Below are 15,647 nucleotides of genomic sequence, written 5' to 3'. Positions count from 1 at the left end.
CATGATGAGGATCCTCGGGGCCGTAGATCGGGCTTTTGGTTATGGCCCCAAAATGAGACCGTGGTAAGCGTCGCGTAAGGTCGCGGCGTCTGGGGTGTCGATCTTGTCGATTTGGTGGACTATTTCGGTGACGCGCCATATGTTGCTGGGGACGATGCGGCCGGATTCGATGGCTTGGAGTGTGGCGTGGCATGCCTCGTCGATGTGGCCGGTGGTGGTCAGTGCCAAGGCGAGGTCGAGGTGTGCGGAGGCGACCCTGCGTGGCCATCGAGTGGGGGTGGTGGGTGTCGCGGGTCGTAGGCGTTCGATGTCGCGGGCGTGTGTTTCGGCGGCTGGGTCTCCTGCCCAGGCCAGGGTGGTGGCGGTGTAGGCGATGGCTTTGTGCGGGTCGTAGTGGTAGTGGTGTTCGACGTCGCTGGGTGGCAGGGGGTTGACGAGTTGGTGGACAGTGGTGATGGCGTTGGTTGTCTGGCTTGTGTCGCCTAGGCGGGCGTGGGCTCGGCCTTCCTGTGCGGCGGCTTGGATCGCGGCTGAGCTGCCGGGCGGGGCGTGGTGTTGGGCGGCGCGGGAGAGTTCGATGGCTTTGGGGTAGTCGCCGTCGGTCAGGACGCGCCATGCCTCGGTTTCGTAGCACCAGGCGCGGATCTCGGCGTGTTCGGCGTGTCGGGCGAGGCTCGCGGCGGTGCGCAGGTAGCCGGTCGCGGCTTGCCGGTGCTGGAGGTCGATGTGGCAGGTGGCCGCGAGCAGCGACAGCCAGCCGCCCGCGACGATCAGGCGTTGCTTCTCGGCAATCGTGGATCGTTTGTCCAGCAGCGAGGCGACATAGCCCAGGTGGGTGCGCAGTTGCGGCAGAAGGTCGGCGGGTGAGGTGGTGGAGTAGGCGATGGCCAGGTCGTCGAAAGATTGTCAATGCGAGTCACGGTTTCGTCGGAGACGTCACTGGCCGCGACCCGGCGCGCGAACTCCCACGCCAGTTCCATGTCGCAGGTTTCCCTGTCCGCGTCAACCGTGGCCGGGGTCGAGATCTGAGCTCCGGAGACAGATTCACCGGCATCTCCGCGCCTCTGTGATGTGCTTTCGTAAGGTCTGGGGGAGGCCTTCGCAGGTGGGTTCAGATTGGCGGAATCACTCGCCGTGTCTGGCGTGACTGGGTCTGTAAGGAATTGCTCGAGTTGTTCGGTGTCTATGTGGAGTTGTTTCGCGATTCTCGGGCGTAGCCATGGTTGTGGGGTTTGGATGCCTGATTCCCAGCGTCCGACGGTGGTGGCGTCGACGTTGAGGCGTTCCGCGAGGGCTTCTTGGCTGAGGCCGAGTGATTTTCGCCGTGCGGCTAGGCGGTGTCGCTTGGCTGCCATGTGAGGGTCCCTCGGGGTGTTCGCGCTGGTGGGGCGGTTGCTCGCAGGTTTTCGCCGGGGTATCGCGGGTGGAACGCTGTGTATTTGGTTGGTGACTGTTGGTTCCCTTGCATCGTAGGGCCTGTGTGAGCGGTCGACAATGCAAGGGAGGGTCGATGAGCAGCGAGGACGTGGCGGGGCCGGTCGTGTTGTCTGATCGTCTTGGCGGTGCTCTCGAGCGTCTTCGGCGATTGGTGGCGGCGGTGTCGACCACGCACCTCCCGTTTAAGGGTGTGTGTGGTCGTTGCGCGACCGCTTGGCCGTGTTCGTGGATTGTCCTGGCCGAGCACAACCGGGGGTTGCTGCGCTGCTCTCCGACTGGCGGGGCCGGCGGTGATGCCCCCGTCGTCGGCCCCGCCGACCATGCCCCGGACGGGCTGTGCCGGTGACCGCGGCTCTGGGTCGGGAGACGCCGGTGGTGGTGCGGGCCGTGGACGAGCTGTGGCTGGTCGCCAGGCCGACCGCGCTGTGTTGTGCCCGGTTGTTCGCCGCCTCGGTGTCGCAGCGCTGGGATCTGGTGCCCGGGGTGGCGTCGGTGGTCGATGCGGCGTTGGTGGAGTTGACCGCGCACTCGATCGCGACCACCTCGGGGGCGGTGTCGGACGAGCTGGTGCTTCGCCTGTCGCTGTATTCGGAGGCGGTGGGGGTGGAGGTGTGGGACACCGGATCCGTTGATCCTGATCCCCGGCTCGCCGGGGCGCGGGTGTTGGCGGCGGTGGAGGGGTGGGGGTCGACGGTCCACGGTCACCGGGGTCGGGTGGTGTGGTGTCTTGTCGCCACAGCCCCCGCCGGGTCGGGTCTGGGGGAGGGCCTGTGTTGATCGCGTTCGAGGGTCTGGGTGGGGCGGGGGTGAGCAGCCTGGTGCGGTCGGTGCACACGGAGTTGACGCGGCGGGGTGTGCCGGCCAGTCGTGTCCCGGAGTTCTCCCACAGCGAGCCCGGGCACCGGCTGCTCGCGGCGTCGGACCGCGACTGGTTCCCGAGGGGTGGACCGGATGAGGTCGACGCGACGGCTCTGACGCGCGCGTTGGAGGTCGTGGCTGATCTGTATTACCTGGATGAGCGGGTGATCGAGCCTGCGTTGGACCGGGGCGAGGTGGTCCTCAAGGACCGGCACCGCGCGGGCGTCCTGTCGTCGCTGGTACCGGACCTGGTCGCGTCCGGGGCGATCGAGGGTGAGTCTCGCGCGATCGAGTGGCTGGCGGCGCTGGTCTCGCAGGTGCGCCACCACCCGACGGTCACCGTGTTCGTGCTCGCGTCCCCGACGACCCGCCTGGACCGCCTGCGCGCCCGCGCCCGCCGCGCCGGTGCGAGACCCCGGCACTCCGACGAGGACGTCGGGGCCCTGCGCCGACGTGAGTTCATGCTGCGCGGGATGCTTCCCGATCATCCCGGCGGGGTCGTCACGATCGACAACGGCGCCCGGCCCTTGGAGGTCGCGACCGGCGAGGTGGTCGAGCTGGTCATGGCTCGACGGGACCCGGCCTGCGGAGAACGGGTGCGGCGGTGAGCGGCACCTGTGATCCCCGGTCGCCAGCACGGCCACCCCTCTCCCGACGTAGGCGCGCGCGCCTATGTGGCTTGTGCGGCAACGGGATGCAGTTGGCGGTTGACGAGAGGCGCCTCGCCGGTCTGTCCATCGAGGTTGGCCGAGCTCGGCGACGAGGCGGACCGGGCCACCCTGCTCACTGTCCTGCTCGACTGGACGGTGTGGGCGGACGTGGCGGCGGTGGTGGCGGATCGGGATGTTCCACCCGGGCCCCGTCGTTGGGCCTGCTCCCGCCCGCGGTCGGCCGGGGGAGTCGTTCGCCTCGGACCGGATCTGCTCACCCGGCTCGCGGCGACGATCGGCCCCACCCCCACGCGGTTGAACGAGCTGCTGGCCCAGTACCGAGCTCAGGGCCGTGGCGAGGTGACCTACATGCCAGGCCACCGCGATTGGTTACAGGCCAACGGTTTGTGACCGGCTCCGCACCTCGTGACCTTGGGTGCCTCGATCCCCTGTCTCACCAGCCCGCGGCCCCCCGAACGGGTGCGGCATTTCACGAACTGTGGGTGCACGATTAGCGATGGGAACAGTAAATGTCGGAGAACTGGGCAGCGGTAGCGGCGACAATCGTCAAGCACCTGAACCTGAGCGGTATGACGCAACAACAGCTGATCGCGCGATCCCGCGTGTCGAAGGCCATCGTGGGGGAACTGCAAAACAATAGCGCCCAACGCCACCGAAGCGTCCGCACACTCGAGTCCATCTCCACCGCTCTCGGCCTCCACCCAGGCCACCTGCACGCCGTCCTCAACAACCAGAAACCACTACCACCCTCGCAGGCACAGAAGTCGGCTCGATGGGACGGCGTGCCCCTCTCGCAGAACCCGCTGGAACTGGCCCGCCTCCGCCAACGGGTACGCCGCCTGGGCACTGAACTCTACAACACCATGAGAAGCCTCAACGAACTCGACGACGCGATCACCGCGGCCGAACAGAACCTGAAACAACACACAGACCCCACCGGCGCCGACGAGTGAGCCGTACACACTTCGACATGATCGATACCAGTCGAACACCACAACAAAACCGTGATGCCGGTTATCCGACGCCCACGATTCCTTGAGAAATAAACCTGATGGAGACGGCACTATGCCCACAACGTTGGACGCTCGGCCCTTTCTCTGGGGTGAACTGACCCGCTTGTCCGAGGCCGCCCACGCCCACCTCGAGCGCCACCCCTCGCTGTCGGTGGCCAGCCTCGACCTGTTCGCCACCGGCATCGGCCCCGGGCGAGTAGAGATCTACGTCGCCGGTGAACTCGGCCAAGCCTGCGGCCACCTGCTGGCATGGCGCAACACCCTGACCCACACCAGCGTCTGCCTCGTGCCCTCCGAAGAACAGCCGAAGGCCATGCTGTTCGGACAGCTGGCCGACGACACCTCCATCACCGTGGTCGCACCCCTCGACGGAGACACGATCACGGGAGACGCGACCGCTCGAACCGGCGACTGGGAACTGCACTGGCTGCGCATGCACGCCTCAACAACTCCTTAAGTGCTCACCGTCCTACGACTCCCGAGCCAGCCGTACGATGCCGTTGACCGGCCGGTAGACGCCGTTGTAGGTCGTTGAGCGCTACTCAGAGAGCCCTTATGTGTGAACTATATACGCCATATCGTGTTCACCTGCCGGAATCTCATTTCGGCAGGTCAATACGAGTACGTTCAGAAGTGTTGAGTGCAGTTCTGAGCGGTTCGACAGGAATTTCTGCTCCGCATTTCTCCCCGCAGTGCTCCCCAGCGCGGATGCTGCTGCAACCGGGGCGTACCCGTGCTTGTTCCAGCGGATATGGGTCTCCCCCTCTCGAACCTCCTCAGGAACCTCGACCATGTCCGGCCAAGGCGTAGGGCGCAGCCGCAAGGGCGGTAGGGGATCATGCTCCGGTGACGGTTACCGGACGTGAGCTCGATGTGCTGTTGGTCGACTACCAGGCGCTGCGGGACGACGAGCGAGCGACAACGAACAGCCAGGCAGCGCTGGCGAGCGTGTTCGTCGCCCTGCTGGCCGGTCTCTTCGCGATCCTCGTCGGGGACTGCCGATTCCGTGGAGCGAGCGCGGCGGCGGCGCGGGCACAGGGGAGTTGCTACGAGCTGGCCGAACCGGTGTACGTGGTGGCGCCCGCGTTGCCGGTCGCAGTGTTGGCCTACATCGTGATGCTTGGTACGCAGATCACGATCAAGAGCTTCTACATGCGCGCAGTCGAGAACGAGCTGCGGGCCTACGTGCCGAAACCGATGGCCGCGATCCCGGCGGTAACCGCGGCGTCAGGCACGGAGCTGCTGCTGGCCATCACCAGCCCGAGGCGCGGGTCGCGGGCGTATCTGGTGATGCTGGTCTACCTGGTCACCACCTTCATCGTCGCGCTCGCGGGCTGGCTAGTGTTCGTGTCGTTCAAGCTGGGGCTCGGCGCGCGGCTCGGCATGCTGCTGTTCTACGGCCCCGTCCTGCTCCTGTTGATCCGCCAGGGGTTCACGGTCAACACCGGCGGTCGGGCGCTGCTGCGCGTCGCGGCGAGCAAGCTGGCCGACGGCGGCTATCCCGCGATGGCGGCCCTGGTCCCCGTCCCGACCAGGAAGGTGCCCGGGGAACGCTCGATGTGGTCGTACCTCCTGCTCCCACGGCCGCAGGACCTCATCAAGTGGCTGTTCATCCCCGTCGCGTACGTGGTGGGTTCGCTGCTGGTCGGCCCCAGCGCCACGCCTGCTCACCTAACCGCGCTGGTCGGTTGGCTGACGTTCGAGTACCTCTTGTACCAGGCCCGGTACCAGTGGAACGACATCCGCGGCCTCACCGACGACATCAACCACCCCGCACGCCAGGAACGCGGGAGGTTGCCCACCGGTCGCGGGACGAAGTTCGCCGTGAGCACTAGCATTCTCGTGATCGCTGTGCGAATGGCCCTCGCCGTGACGGTCGCCCTGGTCGTGACCCCGTTGACTTGGCCCCTGCTGGTCGCGATCGGCGGTGTGTGGGTGTTCGCGGTGGCCTACGAGGCTTTGCGCACGCAAGGGTCGGAGTCGATGGGCCGTGCGGTCGCCATCTGGCTGATCGTCGGCGCGGGCTACACCCTGCGCACCTCGTTCGGCCTGGTGCTCGCGGGGCTTGTACTGGACTGGCACTTGGCCGCTTTCGCCGTCGCCGCTTGGAGCTTCGGCGTCATGTTCGTGACCCTCACCTGGGCGATCGAAGCAACCGGCCACTGCTTCGGCGGCCCGGACCCGCTCTTCTACCCGCCCGCGCTACGCGCTAAGCCGCACCTGTTCCACCTGCTCCGTTTTACTGGCTCCCGTATAACAGAAGTGACCTCGCCGCCTCCGCCGGAGGCCCTGACGATCAAGCCAGTCTCAGGACGAACGTCGCTGACGGCCCCATGGAACATCGGCGTACTTAGAGCGTGTCTTATTTGGTGAGTTTGTTCCAGCAGGTGAGGGCGGCGGCGAGGGTGACGAAGGCGAGGTAATGGGTGGCTTTGGTCTCGTAGCGGATGGTGAGTCTGCGGCGTCCGGTGAGCCAGGCGATGGTGCGTTCGATGACCCATCGGTGTCGGCCGAGCCGCTCGGAGGTATCGACGCCTTTGCGGCTGACGCGGACGATGATGCCGCGTTCGGTGAGCCATCGGCGTAGGTCGCGGACGTCGTAGGCCTTGTCGGCGTGGAGTTTGTCGGGTCGGAACCGTCGCCGCCCGCCCCGGGTTCGGATGCGGGGGATGGCGGAGACCATCGTCGTGAGAGCTTGGTGGTCGTTGGTGTTGGCCGCGGACACCCCGACTACCAGGGGGATCCCGGCCCGGTCGGACAGGGCGTGGATCTTGGAGCCGTTCTTGCCCCGGTCGACCGGTGACGGACCGGTCAGAGAGCCCCCTTTTTCGCCCGAACGGCCGCGCCGTCGAGCACCGCTCTCGACCAGTCGATCATCCCCCGGGCCCCGAGTTCGTCGAGCACCGCTCGTTGCAGCCGCCCCCAGAGCCCGGCCTCGGTCCACGTGCTGAACCACCGGTGCGCGGTCGGCACCGTCACCCCGAACGACGGCGGCAGATGTCGCCACGCACAACCGCTGGTCAACACGAACACGATCGCGGTGAACACCGCGCGAGGATCGGCCACCGACCTGCCACCACCCTGCCGACGACGACCCGCAGGCGGGATCAACGGCTCCACCAACCCCCACAACTCATCCGGCACCAACCGCAATGACAACTCGTCCACGGCCGAAGATCATGTCCGATCAACTACCAAGATCCAAGTGAGACACGCTCTTATCGCCGTGACGTTGGGAGTGGCCGCAGGAGTACCCAGCACGAAACAGGGCTTGATCGTCATTGCCCTATCCGCGATCGCGACCTTCCTCCTCACCAGATCCCCAGCACCGCCGCAACGAGCACTCGTCCTCGGCGCCTCGACCGCTATCATCACGCTCACCAACGGCCTGCTGATCGACTGGACATCCGCGACGGCCATTGCCCTGACGCTGCTCATCTTCCTCGGCGTCTACACCGGATTCTGCCAATCCTCGTACGCCGACTTCCGCTACTTTCTCCCCAACCTCGCCACGTCGGCCCGAAAAATCCTTGCCTCCACCGCAGCCCTCATCCGCACCTTGGCGCGGCTTGCCATCGGAACCCGTACCTGGAACCACCTGCACAACACCCAGCCGCCGAACAGCAGCCCCTGACGAGCCCGGTGGGGCCCGCACAGGTGGATGAACGTCCTCCAGTTCGGCGATCCGCACCTTGGCTGCGATGACGGCCGCCGAGCCAACCTACGATGCCGTTGACCTACTGTTATACGCCGTTGTAGCTCGTTAATGGCTGCTCAGAGAGACCTTATGTGTGAACTATTGAGCCGAAAGTGATCATGTTCCTGTAGATTGATCCGTTTGTGATCGAGGTCAAGGGTGCGCACCGGTTGTCGCCTGCGGAGCGTGAGGTGCTGCGGTTGCGGGTGGTTGCCGCGTTGGAGTCCGGGAGAGTCGTGGGCTATCGGCAGGCGGCGGAGGTGTTCCGGGTCTCGGAGCGGTCGGTGGGAACGTGGTGGCGGGCTTATCGGCGGGATGGTCGCGACGGCCTGGCGACCCGTGGGGGACGGCCCGGCCCGGCCGAGTTGATCGGTCCGGGGGATCGGGGCACTGTGTTCGAGGCGATGGCCGCCTACACGCCTGAGGAACTGTTGATCGGCGGCCCGTTGTGGACCCGTCAGGCGACGGTCGAGTTGATCAGGCTGGTCGTGGGTGTCGACATGACCGAGCAGGGCGTGGGGCTGTGGCTGCGTCGCCACGGGTTCACCCCGCAACGCCCGGCACGTCGCGCCTACGAGCAGCAGACCCATCCAGTTCAACCAGGAGGCGTTGGTGGGCGTGTGGACCAGCTCGATGCCATTGGCCGCGCACCAGGTCCTGACCTCGGCTTTGCCATGCGGTAGGTAGTTGTCGCAGACCAGGTCGAGCTTGCCGGTGGGGAAGCGGCGGCGGAGTTGCTTGCAGAAGTCGAGGAACTGCAGCCGGCGCTTGCGGTCACGGAACCGGTGGAACATCTGCCCGGTGGCCAGGTCGAGCGCGGCGAACATGTGCCGCACGCCTTTGGTGCGAGTGTAGGTAGCGCGCTGCCGGGCCGGCCGGCCCTTCGGGAACCAGCCGTGTCCTGGTCTGGGCTGCAGGTTCAGCGGCCCGAACTCGTCAACACAGAGCACTCGCCCGTCGGCGGGCGGCTGATCATATAAGTCCAGGATGCGACTCTTCTTGGCCATGAAGTCCGGATCCTTGCTGGTTTTCCACGTCTTCGTCGCCTGCCATGACACACCGGCCACGCGCAGGATCTGGCGGATGGTCTCGGTACTCGCCCTGATCCAGGCGTGCTCGGCGAGGTAGTCGACCAGCTTGGCCAAGCTCCAGGTCGTGAACGGCAACACCAATTCAGTGGGCTTGCAGGCGGCGATGCGGCAGATCTGGTCCCGGGCGGCCGCCCCGAACTTACGAGGTCGGCCACCCTTCCATTTTGGGTCCAACGCCGCGAACCCGGACTCGTTGAACGCGTGGATCACTTCCCGCACATAACCTTCCGTCGCGGCGAACATCTCCGCAATCTCACCCGCAGACCGGCCTTGCGACGGGGCCAGCACAATCCCGGACCGTCGCAGCCGCACCCGATCCCGGGCAGACCTCGTGATCTTGACCAGCCGCTGCGCTTCCACCGGCTCCAGCGACCGCACGAACACCTCAGGCTTGCGCGCCATGACTCACCTCCACCGGCAAGCCTCCCGATCACCAGCCCGGATGTCCACGCGACACGATTACCACGCCAACGTTCCTTGATGAGGCACTAGTGATGCTGTCCAGAAGGTTGAGATCGCCCGACCCAGTACTGGATCTTGGATGAGGGTTTCAGCAGGCGGTGTGGTTGCGTGGGGTGGTTGTGGCACCGCAGACAACACTTTCCACAGGTACGTAGTCGCCCGAGGCGAACTTACCTCGTCGCCCGCGACAACGCTTCGAGGTCTGCGTGGCCCTGCCGATCGTTGTGTGCGGTAGTCGCGCGGTAGTTCGGTGAGGTTTGCGGTATCACTCCGATCGCACGACGTTATCTATGTCGCCCCCCGATCGCGGGCTACTTTCAGTCCAGATCGATGAAGGACCTCACGTGTGCCGCCCACAGCGTCAACGCGGCGTTGCCGGCCACCAGATCCGAACACTCAGCCAGGCTAAGCTCGGCGTCCCATGATCAACACCTGACGCTGTCGAGGACGGATCGGCCTCTGGTCAGAGTGAGCCCTCCAAACATGTGACGATGTTCGACCGCGCAACGATCACCCCAGTATGTCGCGCAAGGTTGTCGTGGTGGTCGGTCTGTTGCTCGCGGGGGCCGGTCTGACCTGGTGGGTGCTGCGGGTCACGCTGATCCCGGGCTCGGCGAGGACCGATGCCAGTGGATACGGCCAGTTCGTGTTGGCGGCCATCGGCTTAGTGATCGCCTTGATACCGGTTCTGCGCGATTGGGCAGCCGGTGATAGCGGGCAACCACGCGCCGACGAACTGGCCGACCTCTTGGCGAACGCCGTCCGCGAACAGTGGACCGCCGCGGCAGCGGACCGGGGCCTCCTGCATCCACGGCCGTTGCCGATCCGATGGCGCCGCAGCACCCGCGCCGTCGCGGGGCCCGTCACCGCCGCTACTAGTTCTCAGGCGGGCGGGTTCGACCCACTCCCCGGGCTGGATCGGGTCACTCAGGGGATGCTATGCGAGGGCACCGACCGCGACCTGCACCGCATCTACGGTGGTTTGGCATCGGGACGGGTCATCATTACTGGTCAGCCGGGTTCGGGGAAGAGTTCTACCGCCATCCTGCTGCTACTGGAGGCGTTGGCCTACCGAGACCGCACGCCTGAGAACCTGCGTTCTCGAGTACCGGTGCCCGTCTTATTCACCCTGAGCGGATGGGACCCCAACACCACGGCGGTGCATGACTGGCTGGTCGGCAAACTCGGCGGTCTGACTCCGTTCGTGCGCAACCAGCACCGGACGCACGCGTCACACCTCCTTGCCACCGGTCGCATCGCGGTCTTCCTCGATGGTCTCGACGAGATGGACGCAGCCAACCGCTCCGTTGCCGTGCGCGCTCTGGCAGGCCAGTCCACCTTTAGGCTGGTGCTGCTCACGCGCACGGAGGAACTGGTTGGGACGGCCGAGCAGTACATTCTGACCAGCGCCGCGACCCTCGAACTGCAAGCACTCACCCGCGCGGACGCCCTCACCTACCTGCGGCACTCCCTGCTCGACCCACCACCGTCCCCGTGGCGAAAGCTCCTCAACGTCCTTGCTTCCAACAACGACACACCGTTCACCGCCGCGGTCGACAACCCGCTGACCATCACCCTGATCCGAGATATCTACCAAGTGCGCCCCTTGCCGGATCCAGACTTAGGAGATCCTGGTGAACTACTCGACATTGAACGGTTCGCTACACCTGCGGAAATCAATAGGCACCTCCTAGATCGCGCCATCACAGTTGCTTACACACCTAAACCCGGTCATGTGTCCCCGCCCTACTCGTCCGACACGGCAGTGCGCGCTCTCACTGTTCTCGCCGAGTATCTCCGCGACGACAACACCCGGGATCTCAGGTGGTGGCGAATCCCCGGCTGGGGCGCTGGCATCGCGGGAACACTCACCCACGGCGCGTTCGCTTCGCTCGTGTTCGGACTCGCGGGCGGCGTGGTGTTCGGGTTGACCGGATCACTCACCTCCGCTATCGGACTCGGCTGCGGACTCCTGGCAGGCTTCATATGTGCTCAGTGGGACATGAGTGGCGTGGTCAACGGCGCTTTTGGGGGACTTCTGATCCTACTCATCGCCGCAGCAACTAAGCAGATCACCAACGCCTTGGTGTTCGGGTTCATCGGAGGGCTCACCGTGGGGCTCATCACGGGCCTCTCAGGCGGCGTTCGAGGAACATGCCGTCCAGCGAATATCGACATGCGAATGTGGACTAGAACTCTTCGAAGTCGAAGTTTCTTGTGCTCCACGGCAATTGGTGCCGGATTTGGATTCTTTTCTTGGCGAACCACGGGGCCTGCCGGCGCTATCTCGATGCTTGCGGGGGGCGTGATGGCAGGACTCATGTATAGTCTGGGGCACGACCGGCACAATCAGAACTGGCTCGAGACTACCGCTGAAGTTCGAACTCTCGGACGATCCGAACTGCTTGTCTCCATTATCTGGGGAGTCCTCGCTGGTCTCGCCTTTATCCCCATTCTCGGAGTGATGGCAGCACGCTACAAGTCATCAATATCGCCGTCGGCCGACTCGCATTTGGCGATAATGTGCGCATTGGCGGGGGGCGTCGCGGGCGGCCTGACCACCTCTACGGCCTGGTCGGTATGGGTCAACCAGCTCCACCTCGCCTCGAAGCACCGTATCCCGATACGCCTCATCGCCTTCATTGAAGACGCCCACAAGCGCCGCCTGCTCCGCTCGGTCGGCCCCATCTACCAATTCCGACACGCTAGCCTTCAAGACCATCTCGCCCCACCATGCCCGCACGACGACGATTCACCGAAAGCGGCGGTTGGAGATGCCGACTAACGGATGTCTCGTAACTGATCTTGTTGTTGGTGTGTGGGGGTTGTCGGGTGGGTTGGTCAGGTGGTTCGGGGGAGGTTGTGGAGGAAGGCGATCCCGGCGGCGGTGGCGGCCAGGGTGTGGGCGGCTCGGCGGTAGTCGCGCAGGATCTTGTAGACCTTCATGTCGGCGAGGCGTGTTCGACGCGGGCGCGGACGCGCTTGTGGGTGGTGTTGAGGTCGGTTTTCCAGTCGGGCAGTGGTGGTTTTCCTTTGGCGGGTTTGCGGTAGGGCATGATCACACCGGTGTTGCCCTGGTATCCGCCGTCGGCCATGACCGGTCGTCCGGTGAGGTCCGCGGCGATGCCGGAGTCGCGGTAGGCGGTGGTGTCGTTGCGGTTGCCCGGCAGGGGTTGCCCGGTGGCGATGACCAGGCGGGTGTCGGCGTCGATGGCGACCTGCAGGTTCGTGGAGTAGCGGTGGTTCTTCGACTTCGCCGCGACCCGGTGATCGCGGGTCGGGACCAGGGTCCCGTCCACGATCGCGACCTGGTCGGTTCGGCGCTTGCGGACCGGGCCCAACGCCAGCAACGGCCCGATGGTGTCGATGACCCGGTGGGCCGCGGAGTGCGACACCCCGAACAACAACCCGATCTGGCGCATCGTGAGATTGGTGCGCCAGTAGACGGCGACCAACAGGACCCGATCGGCCAGGTCCAGCCGCCATTGCCTGCCCGGACGGCCATCGGCCACCGCGTCCCCGCCACGCTCGGCCACGACCCGCACAAGCTTGCGGAACTGCCCGGGCGTGAGCCCCGTGAACGGGGCGATCCACTCCGACCGCGACGTCGAGATCACCTGCACCACAGCATGATCACCTCGAACACCACCCAAGATCACCCTGATGTGAGTTACGAGACATTGCGCCTGCCGATAACTTCATCCATGCAGGTTAAAGCCTTGGGTAGCGTGAGCGCCGAGATGCTCCTACTCAACCGATTGCTGCGTGTCCACCGTCTTCCCGGGTGGCTGGGGTCGAGGCTTCGTGGCGCCACCCGTCGATGCTTGGCGGCGCCCTACCTCAGCAACGCCATGTTGAGGCATACGTGGGCACCAGTTGGGAAAAAGTTAAGCCCATGAGGTAGGTTGTGCTCACTAACGTAAGCATCTGGGCTGGAGGGGATTTGGCCGCGAGCAAGGTGCCGTCGAGGTGGGCGTCGGAGCAGTTCGGCGATGCTGCCGTGGACGTCGAGAGGTATGTCGTCAAGGGTTTGCGGCGTGGGCAGTTGGGCGCGCGTGCGGTGCAGGCTGTTGCCCGGGCCGAGGGGGCGACCGGCAACCACCCGTACGGCAGCTTCTGGAATACGCGGTACGAGTTGGTCGTCCAACAGTTCGCGCTGGCTGACCTGCCCGGGTTTGAGATGATCAAGCCGCCGGGGGCCTCTTACCACTTGGCGGTCGTCAACGGTCGTGTGTTGATCCCCTTCCGACACTCGACGACGATGAACAAGCCGATCGCTCAGGCGCAGCTGGGTAGCTTGCTTCCGCGGCGGATCTCTCGGGAGCACGGGGTGTTGCCCGAGCGCACCTTGTTCGACGAGGCCATCGTTGGGGACACCTCGGTCGAATCACTCGAGTCCCCGACCGTCGGCCAGGTGGCGGCGGACGCGAGGGAGTTGGAGTTGACAGTCGTGTACATCGCCTACGTCGCCAACGCCGACAGTGATGACATCCAGGCCGCGTGGTGGGGCACTCCGACGTCCTTGGAGGACGACGGCAGGATGGCGTGGACCCCTGAGCGGATGGACCTCAGCATCGCTGACCAGGTTGCCGCGGGCGGGCACGACACCAGGTTGCGTCCCACAGGCACCGCGGCCAGTGTGCCAGGCTTCGCCCAGGGTGACGAGCCTGACCTCGACGTCGCCTTGCACGGCGACAAGGATGAGCTTCCCGCATCCGAAGCAGAACCGGACAACCCAGGATCAGCCGCCGAAAACGATGAGTGACGACACAGACCAGTCCAACCATCCATTCTCCGTCACGAATCGGGGAGGGCGCAACCGGCGCGGAACCCGCACGCTCCGGCCCAGCCCGGCTGCCGTGCAGGACGCGTTCGACCCAGTCCGTCTGACCCAAGCCCGCAACCTGGCGGGAAAGACGAAGCGGTGGGTGGCCGACAGCTTGGGCGTGACGCCCGCCGCGGTGAGTCAGTACGAGATGGGTACCAACCGTCCACGACCGGACGTCCTCATCCGGCTCGCCGAGGCTCTCGACGTGCCTTTGGCGTTCTTCCTCGCAGGCCGCCCACATGGCCGGTTGGACCCTTCGGCCGCGCACTTCCGAAGCCTGCGCAGCACACGCGCCTACCAGCGCGCCAAGGCGACTTCGCTCACCGAGCAGGTCTGGGAGCTGGCGTACGCGCTGGAGAAGAGGGTTCGTCTGCCTCACGTGGACGTTCCAGGTTTCACCGGCGGCGAGGTCGATCCGGGTACCGAACTCCCAAGGGAGCCCGCGGCGGCCGCGCGGGCGCTGAGGGTCGCCTGGGGCCTCGGCACCGGCCCGATCACCCACCTCGTGCGCAGGTTGGAGTCCAAAGGCATCATCGTGGTCACCCCTCCCCGGGACGAAGACCTGGCCACAGTGGACGCGTTCTCCACATCGCACCTGCCCCGACCGGTGATCGTCCTGACCCCGAACCGGACCAACGACGTCTACCGGCATAGGTTCACCGCCGCTCACGAACTGGCACACCTCGTGCTGCACAGCGACACCACACCCGGGGACATCGCACAAGAACGTGAAGCAGACGCGTTCGCGGCCGAGTTCCTGACCCCGAAAGACTCGATCGCATCCGATCTGCCCGCTCGCGCCGACCTCCACAAGTTGTCGGCGTTGCGCGAAGTGTGGGGAGTGTCCGTGCACTCCCTGTTGTACCGGTGCCGCGAACTCGGTCTGCTGTCGGACTCTTCGGCAAGCCGGGCGTACATCCGCCTCCGCGCGCTGAACGACGCCCCTGGATTCGGCAAACCCGAACCTCTGGGGAACTTCCCAGGCGAACAGCCTGCTCTCCTCAGCAAGGCTTTCTCCCTCGCATGCGGCCACGGGCTGACGATCGCCGACCTGGCCGACGAACTGGCATGGGAGGTGGGCGCTGTGCGACGGATCCTCGACATGGGCGACGAACGCCCAGTTCTGCGCCTGGTTCACAACCTCACCGATGACAGGATCAGCCTGACTTCGCCTGCACTTGAGTAGTCGCCGGGTTGTGGCCTGATGGTCGATAGGAGTGTCGGGCCGGATGGTGCTGCATGGCGCAGGACATCTGCCGCCGCATGTTCAGCACGATTGACGCTTGTTTGAGTGGGCTGAGATCTTCAGTTCTGATCTTGCAGCCACTCGCCTACGGTGCTCTACGCAGACGTCGCGTAGGTGGGTCATCGTCCGGCGTCATGCATCGCTGACCTGGGGGTTTGATCTGTCGATCAGAAAATGTCGGTGGTTGGGGGTAGAACTAGAGGCGCAGACGGGGAGGGCGTATGACTGGCGACGGAGATCGAGAAGATGTGCCCCTGACCAGGCCCAATGGTTGCCGCTGGTGCGGTCTGGAGGAACGGGAGCACTACCGGAGGTGGAAGCCGCCGATCGGTTGGCACCACTGG

Annotated in this window: 14 protein-coding genes and 2 pseudogenes; 11 read left to right on the top strand and 5 right to left on the bottom strand. The window is 65.4% G+C overall.

Annotation, left to right across the window (positions count from 1 at the left end; translation table 11 throughout):
• Positions 1–39 precede the first annotated feature (39 nt).
• Together QSK30_RS37215 and QSK30_RS37035 are read right to left on the bottom strand one after the other, a co-directional pair.
• Positions 40–843 carry an NsdA family TPR-like regulatory protein gene (locus tag QSK30_RS37215; protein WP_502871917.1) on the bottom strand — a complete coding sequence of 268 codons (804 nt, stop codon included), beginning with the start codon at positions 841–843 and terminating at the stop codon, positions 40–42.
• A complete protein-coding gene (locus QSK30_RS37035) occupies positions 771–1,355 on the bottom strand; it encodes a helix-turn-helix transcriptional regulator (protein ID WP_352231653.1) in 585 nt (194 codons plus the stop codon). The genes QSK30_RS37215 and QSK30_RS37035 overlap by 73 nt, the downstream gene beginning before the upstream one ends.
• Positions 1,356–1,779: 424 nt before the next feature.
• On the opposite strand from QSK30_RS37035, the gene QSK30_RS31730 reads away from it, so the two are divergent.
• From QSK30_RS31730 to QSK30_RS31705, 6 genes are all read left to right on the top strand, one after another.
• The gene (locus QSK30_RS31730) at positions 1,780–2,214 is read left to right on the top strand and encodes a hypothetical protein (protein WP_285508576.1); all 435 of its coding nucleotides are present in this window, start codon (positions 1,780–1,782) and stop codon (positions 2,212–2,214) included.
• Positions 2,208–2,903: a hypothetical protein gene (locus tag QSK30_RS31725; protein ID WP_285508575.1), complete on the top strand. Its 696-nt coding sequence runs from the start codon at positions 2,208–2,210 to the stop codon at positions 2,901–2,903. Before QSK30_RS31730 ends, QSK30_RS31725 begins: the two co-directional genes overlap by 7 nt.
• A 99-nt stretch (positions 2,904–3,002) precedes the next feature.
• Positions 3,003–3,356 carry a hypothetical protein gene (locus QSK30_RS31720; RefSeq protein ID WP_285508573.1) on the top strand — a complete coding sequence of 118 codons (354 nt, stop codon included), beginning with the start codon at positions 3,003–3,005 and terminating at the stop codon, positions 3,354–3,356.
• Positions 3,357–3,475: 119 nt separating this feature from the next.
• The gene (locus QSK30_RS31715; RefSeq protein ID WP_285508571.1) at positions 3,476–3,919 is read left to right on the top strand and encodes an XRE family transcriptional regulator; all 444 of its coding nucleotides are present in this window, start codon (positions 3,476–3,478) and stop codon (positions 3,917–3,919) included.
• A 112-nt stretch (positions 3,920–4,031) separates the two neighbouring features.
• The gene (locus tag QSK30_RS31710; protein WP_285508569.1) at positions 4,032–4,436 is read left to right on the top strand and encodes a hypothetical protein; all 405 of its coding nucleotides are present in this window, start codon (positions 4,032–4,034) and stop codon (positions 4,434–4,436) included.
• Between the two features lie 389 nt (positions 4,437–4,825).
• Positions 4,826–6,352 carry a hypothetical protein gene (locus tag QSK30_RS31705; RefSeq protein ID WP_285508567.1) on the top strand — a complete coding sequence of 509 codons (1,527 nt, stop codon included), beginning with the start codon at positions 4,826–4,828 and terminating at the stop codon, positions 6,350–6,352.
• Here QSK30_RS31705 and QSK30_RS31700 read toward each other — a convergent pair.
• Positions 6,342–7,138 (bottom strand): IS5 family transposase gene (locus QSK30_RS31700; protein ID WP_285508598.1). Its coding sequence is split into 2 segments (ribosomal slippage): positions 6,342–6,808 and positions 6,808–7,138, totalling 798 coding nucleotides; the frame shifts between segments, so codons are not numbered across the junction. The genes QSK30_RS31705 and QSK30_RS31700 overlap by 11 nt on opposite strands.
• Before the next feature lie 112 nt (positions 7,139–7,250).
• On the opposite strand from QSK30_RS31700, the gene QSK30_RS31695 reads away from it, so the two are divergent.
• Both QSK30_RS31695 and QSK30_RS37030 read left to right on the top strand, forming a co-directional pair.
• A complete protein-coding gene (locus QSK30_RS31695) occupies positions 7,251–7,613 on the top strand; it encodes a hypothetical protein (RefSeq protein WP_285508565.1) in 363 nt (120 codons plus the stop codon).
• Positions 7,614–7,819: 206 nt separating this feature from the next.
• On the top strand, positions 7,820–8,359 hold the full coding sequence (locus QSK30_RS37030) for a helix-turn-helix domain-containing protein (RefSeq protein ID WP_352231654.1): 540 nt from the start codon (positions 7,820–7,822) through the stop codon (positions 8,357–8,359).
• On the opposite strand, the pseudogene QSK30_RS37025 reads toward QSK30_RS37030, so the two are convergent.
• Positions 8,276–9,169: pseudogene (locus QSK30_RS37025) on the bottom strand (IS630 family transposase); the annotation flags it as partial. The gene QSK30_RS37030 and the pseudogene QSK30_RS37025 sit on opposite strands and share 84 nt — an antisense overlap.
• A gap of 580 nt (positions 9,170–9,749) precedes the next feature.
• Between QSK30_RS37025 and QSK30_RS31685 the strand changes: the two are divergent.
• Complete coding sequence (locus QSK30_RS31685) at positions 9,750–12,014, top strand: NACHT domain-containing protein (RefSeq protein WP_285508561.1); 2,265 nt, start codon at positions 9,750–9,752, stop codon at positions 12,012–12,014.
• Between the two features lie 56 nt (positions 12,015–12,070).
• Here the strand turns inward: QSK30_RS31685 and QSK30_RS31680 are convergent.
• Positions 12,071–12,852, bottom strand: a pseudogene (locus tag QSK30_RS31680) (transposase family protein).
• 320 nt (positions 12,853–13,172) lie between these two features.
• Here QSK30_RS31680 and QSK30_RS31675 point away from each other — a divergent pair.
• Positions 13,173–13,994 carry a hypothetical protein gene (locus QSK30_RS31675; protein WP_285508558.1) on the top strand — a complete coding sequence of 274 codons (822 nt, stop codon included), beginning with the start codon at positions 13,173–13,175 and terminating at the stop codon, positions 13,992–13,994.
• A gap of 94 nt (positions 13,995–14,088) precedes the next feature.
• Positions 14,089–15,243 carry a helix-turn-helix domain-containing protein gene (locus QSK30_RS31670; protein ID WP_285508556.1) on the top strand — a complete coding sequence of 385 codons (1,155 nt, stop codon included), beginning with the start codon at positions 14,089–14,091 and terminating at the stop codon, positions 15,241–15,243.
• Positions 15,244–15,647 lie beyond the last annotated feature (404 nt).

The sequence above is a fragment of the Actinokineospora sp. NBRC 105648 genome (assembly GCF_030269645.1).
Taxonomy (GTDB): Bacteria; Actinomycetota; Actinomycetes; order Mycobacteriales; family Pseudonocardiaceae; genus Actinokineospora.
The sequence above is the reverse complement of the archived record's forward strand: the minus strand, read 5'-3'. Positions and strand labels throughout refer to the sequence as shown.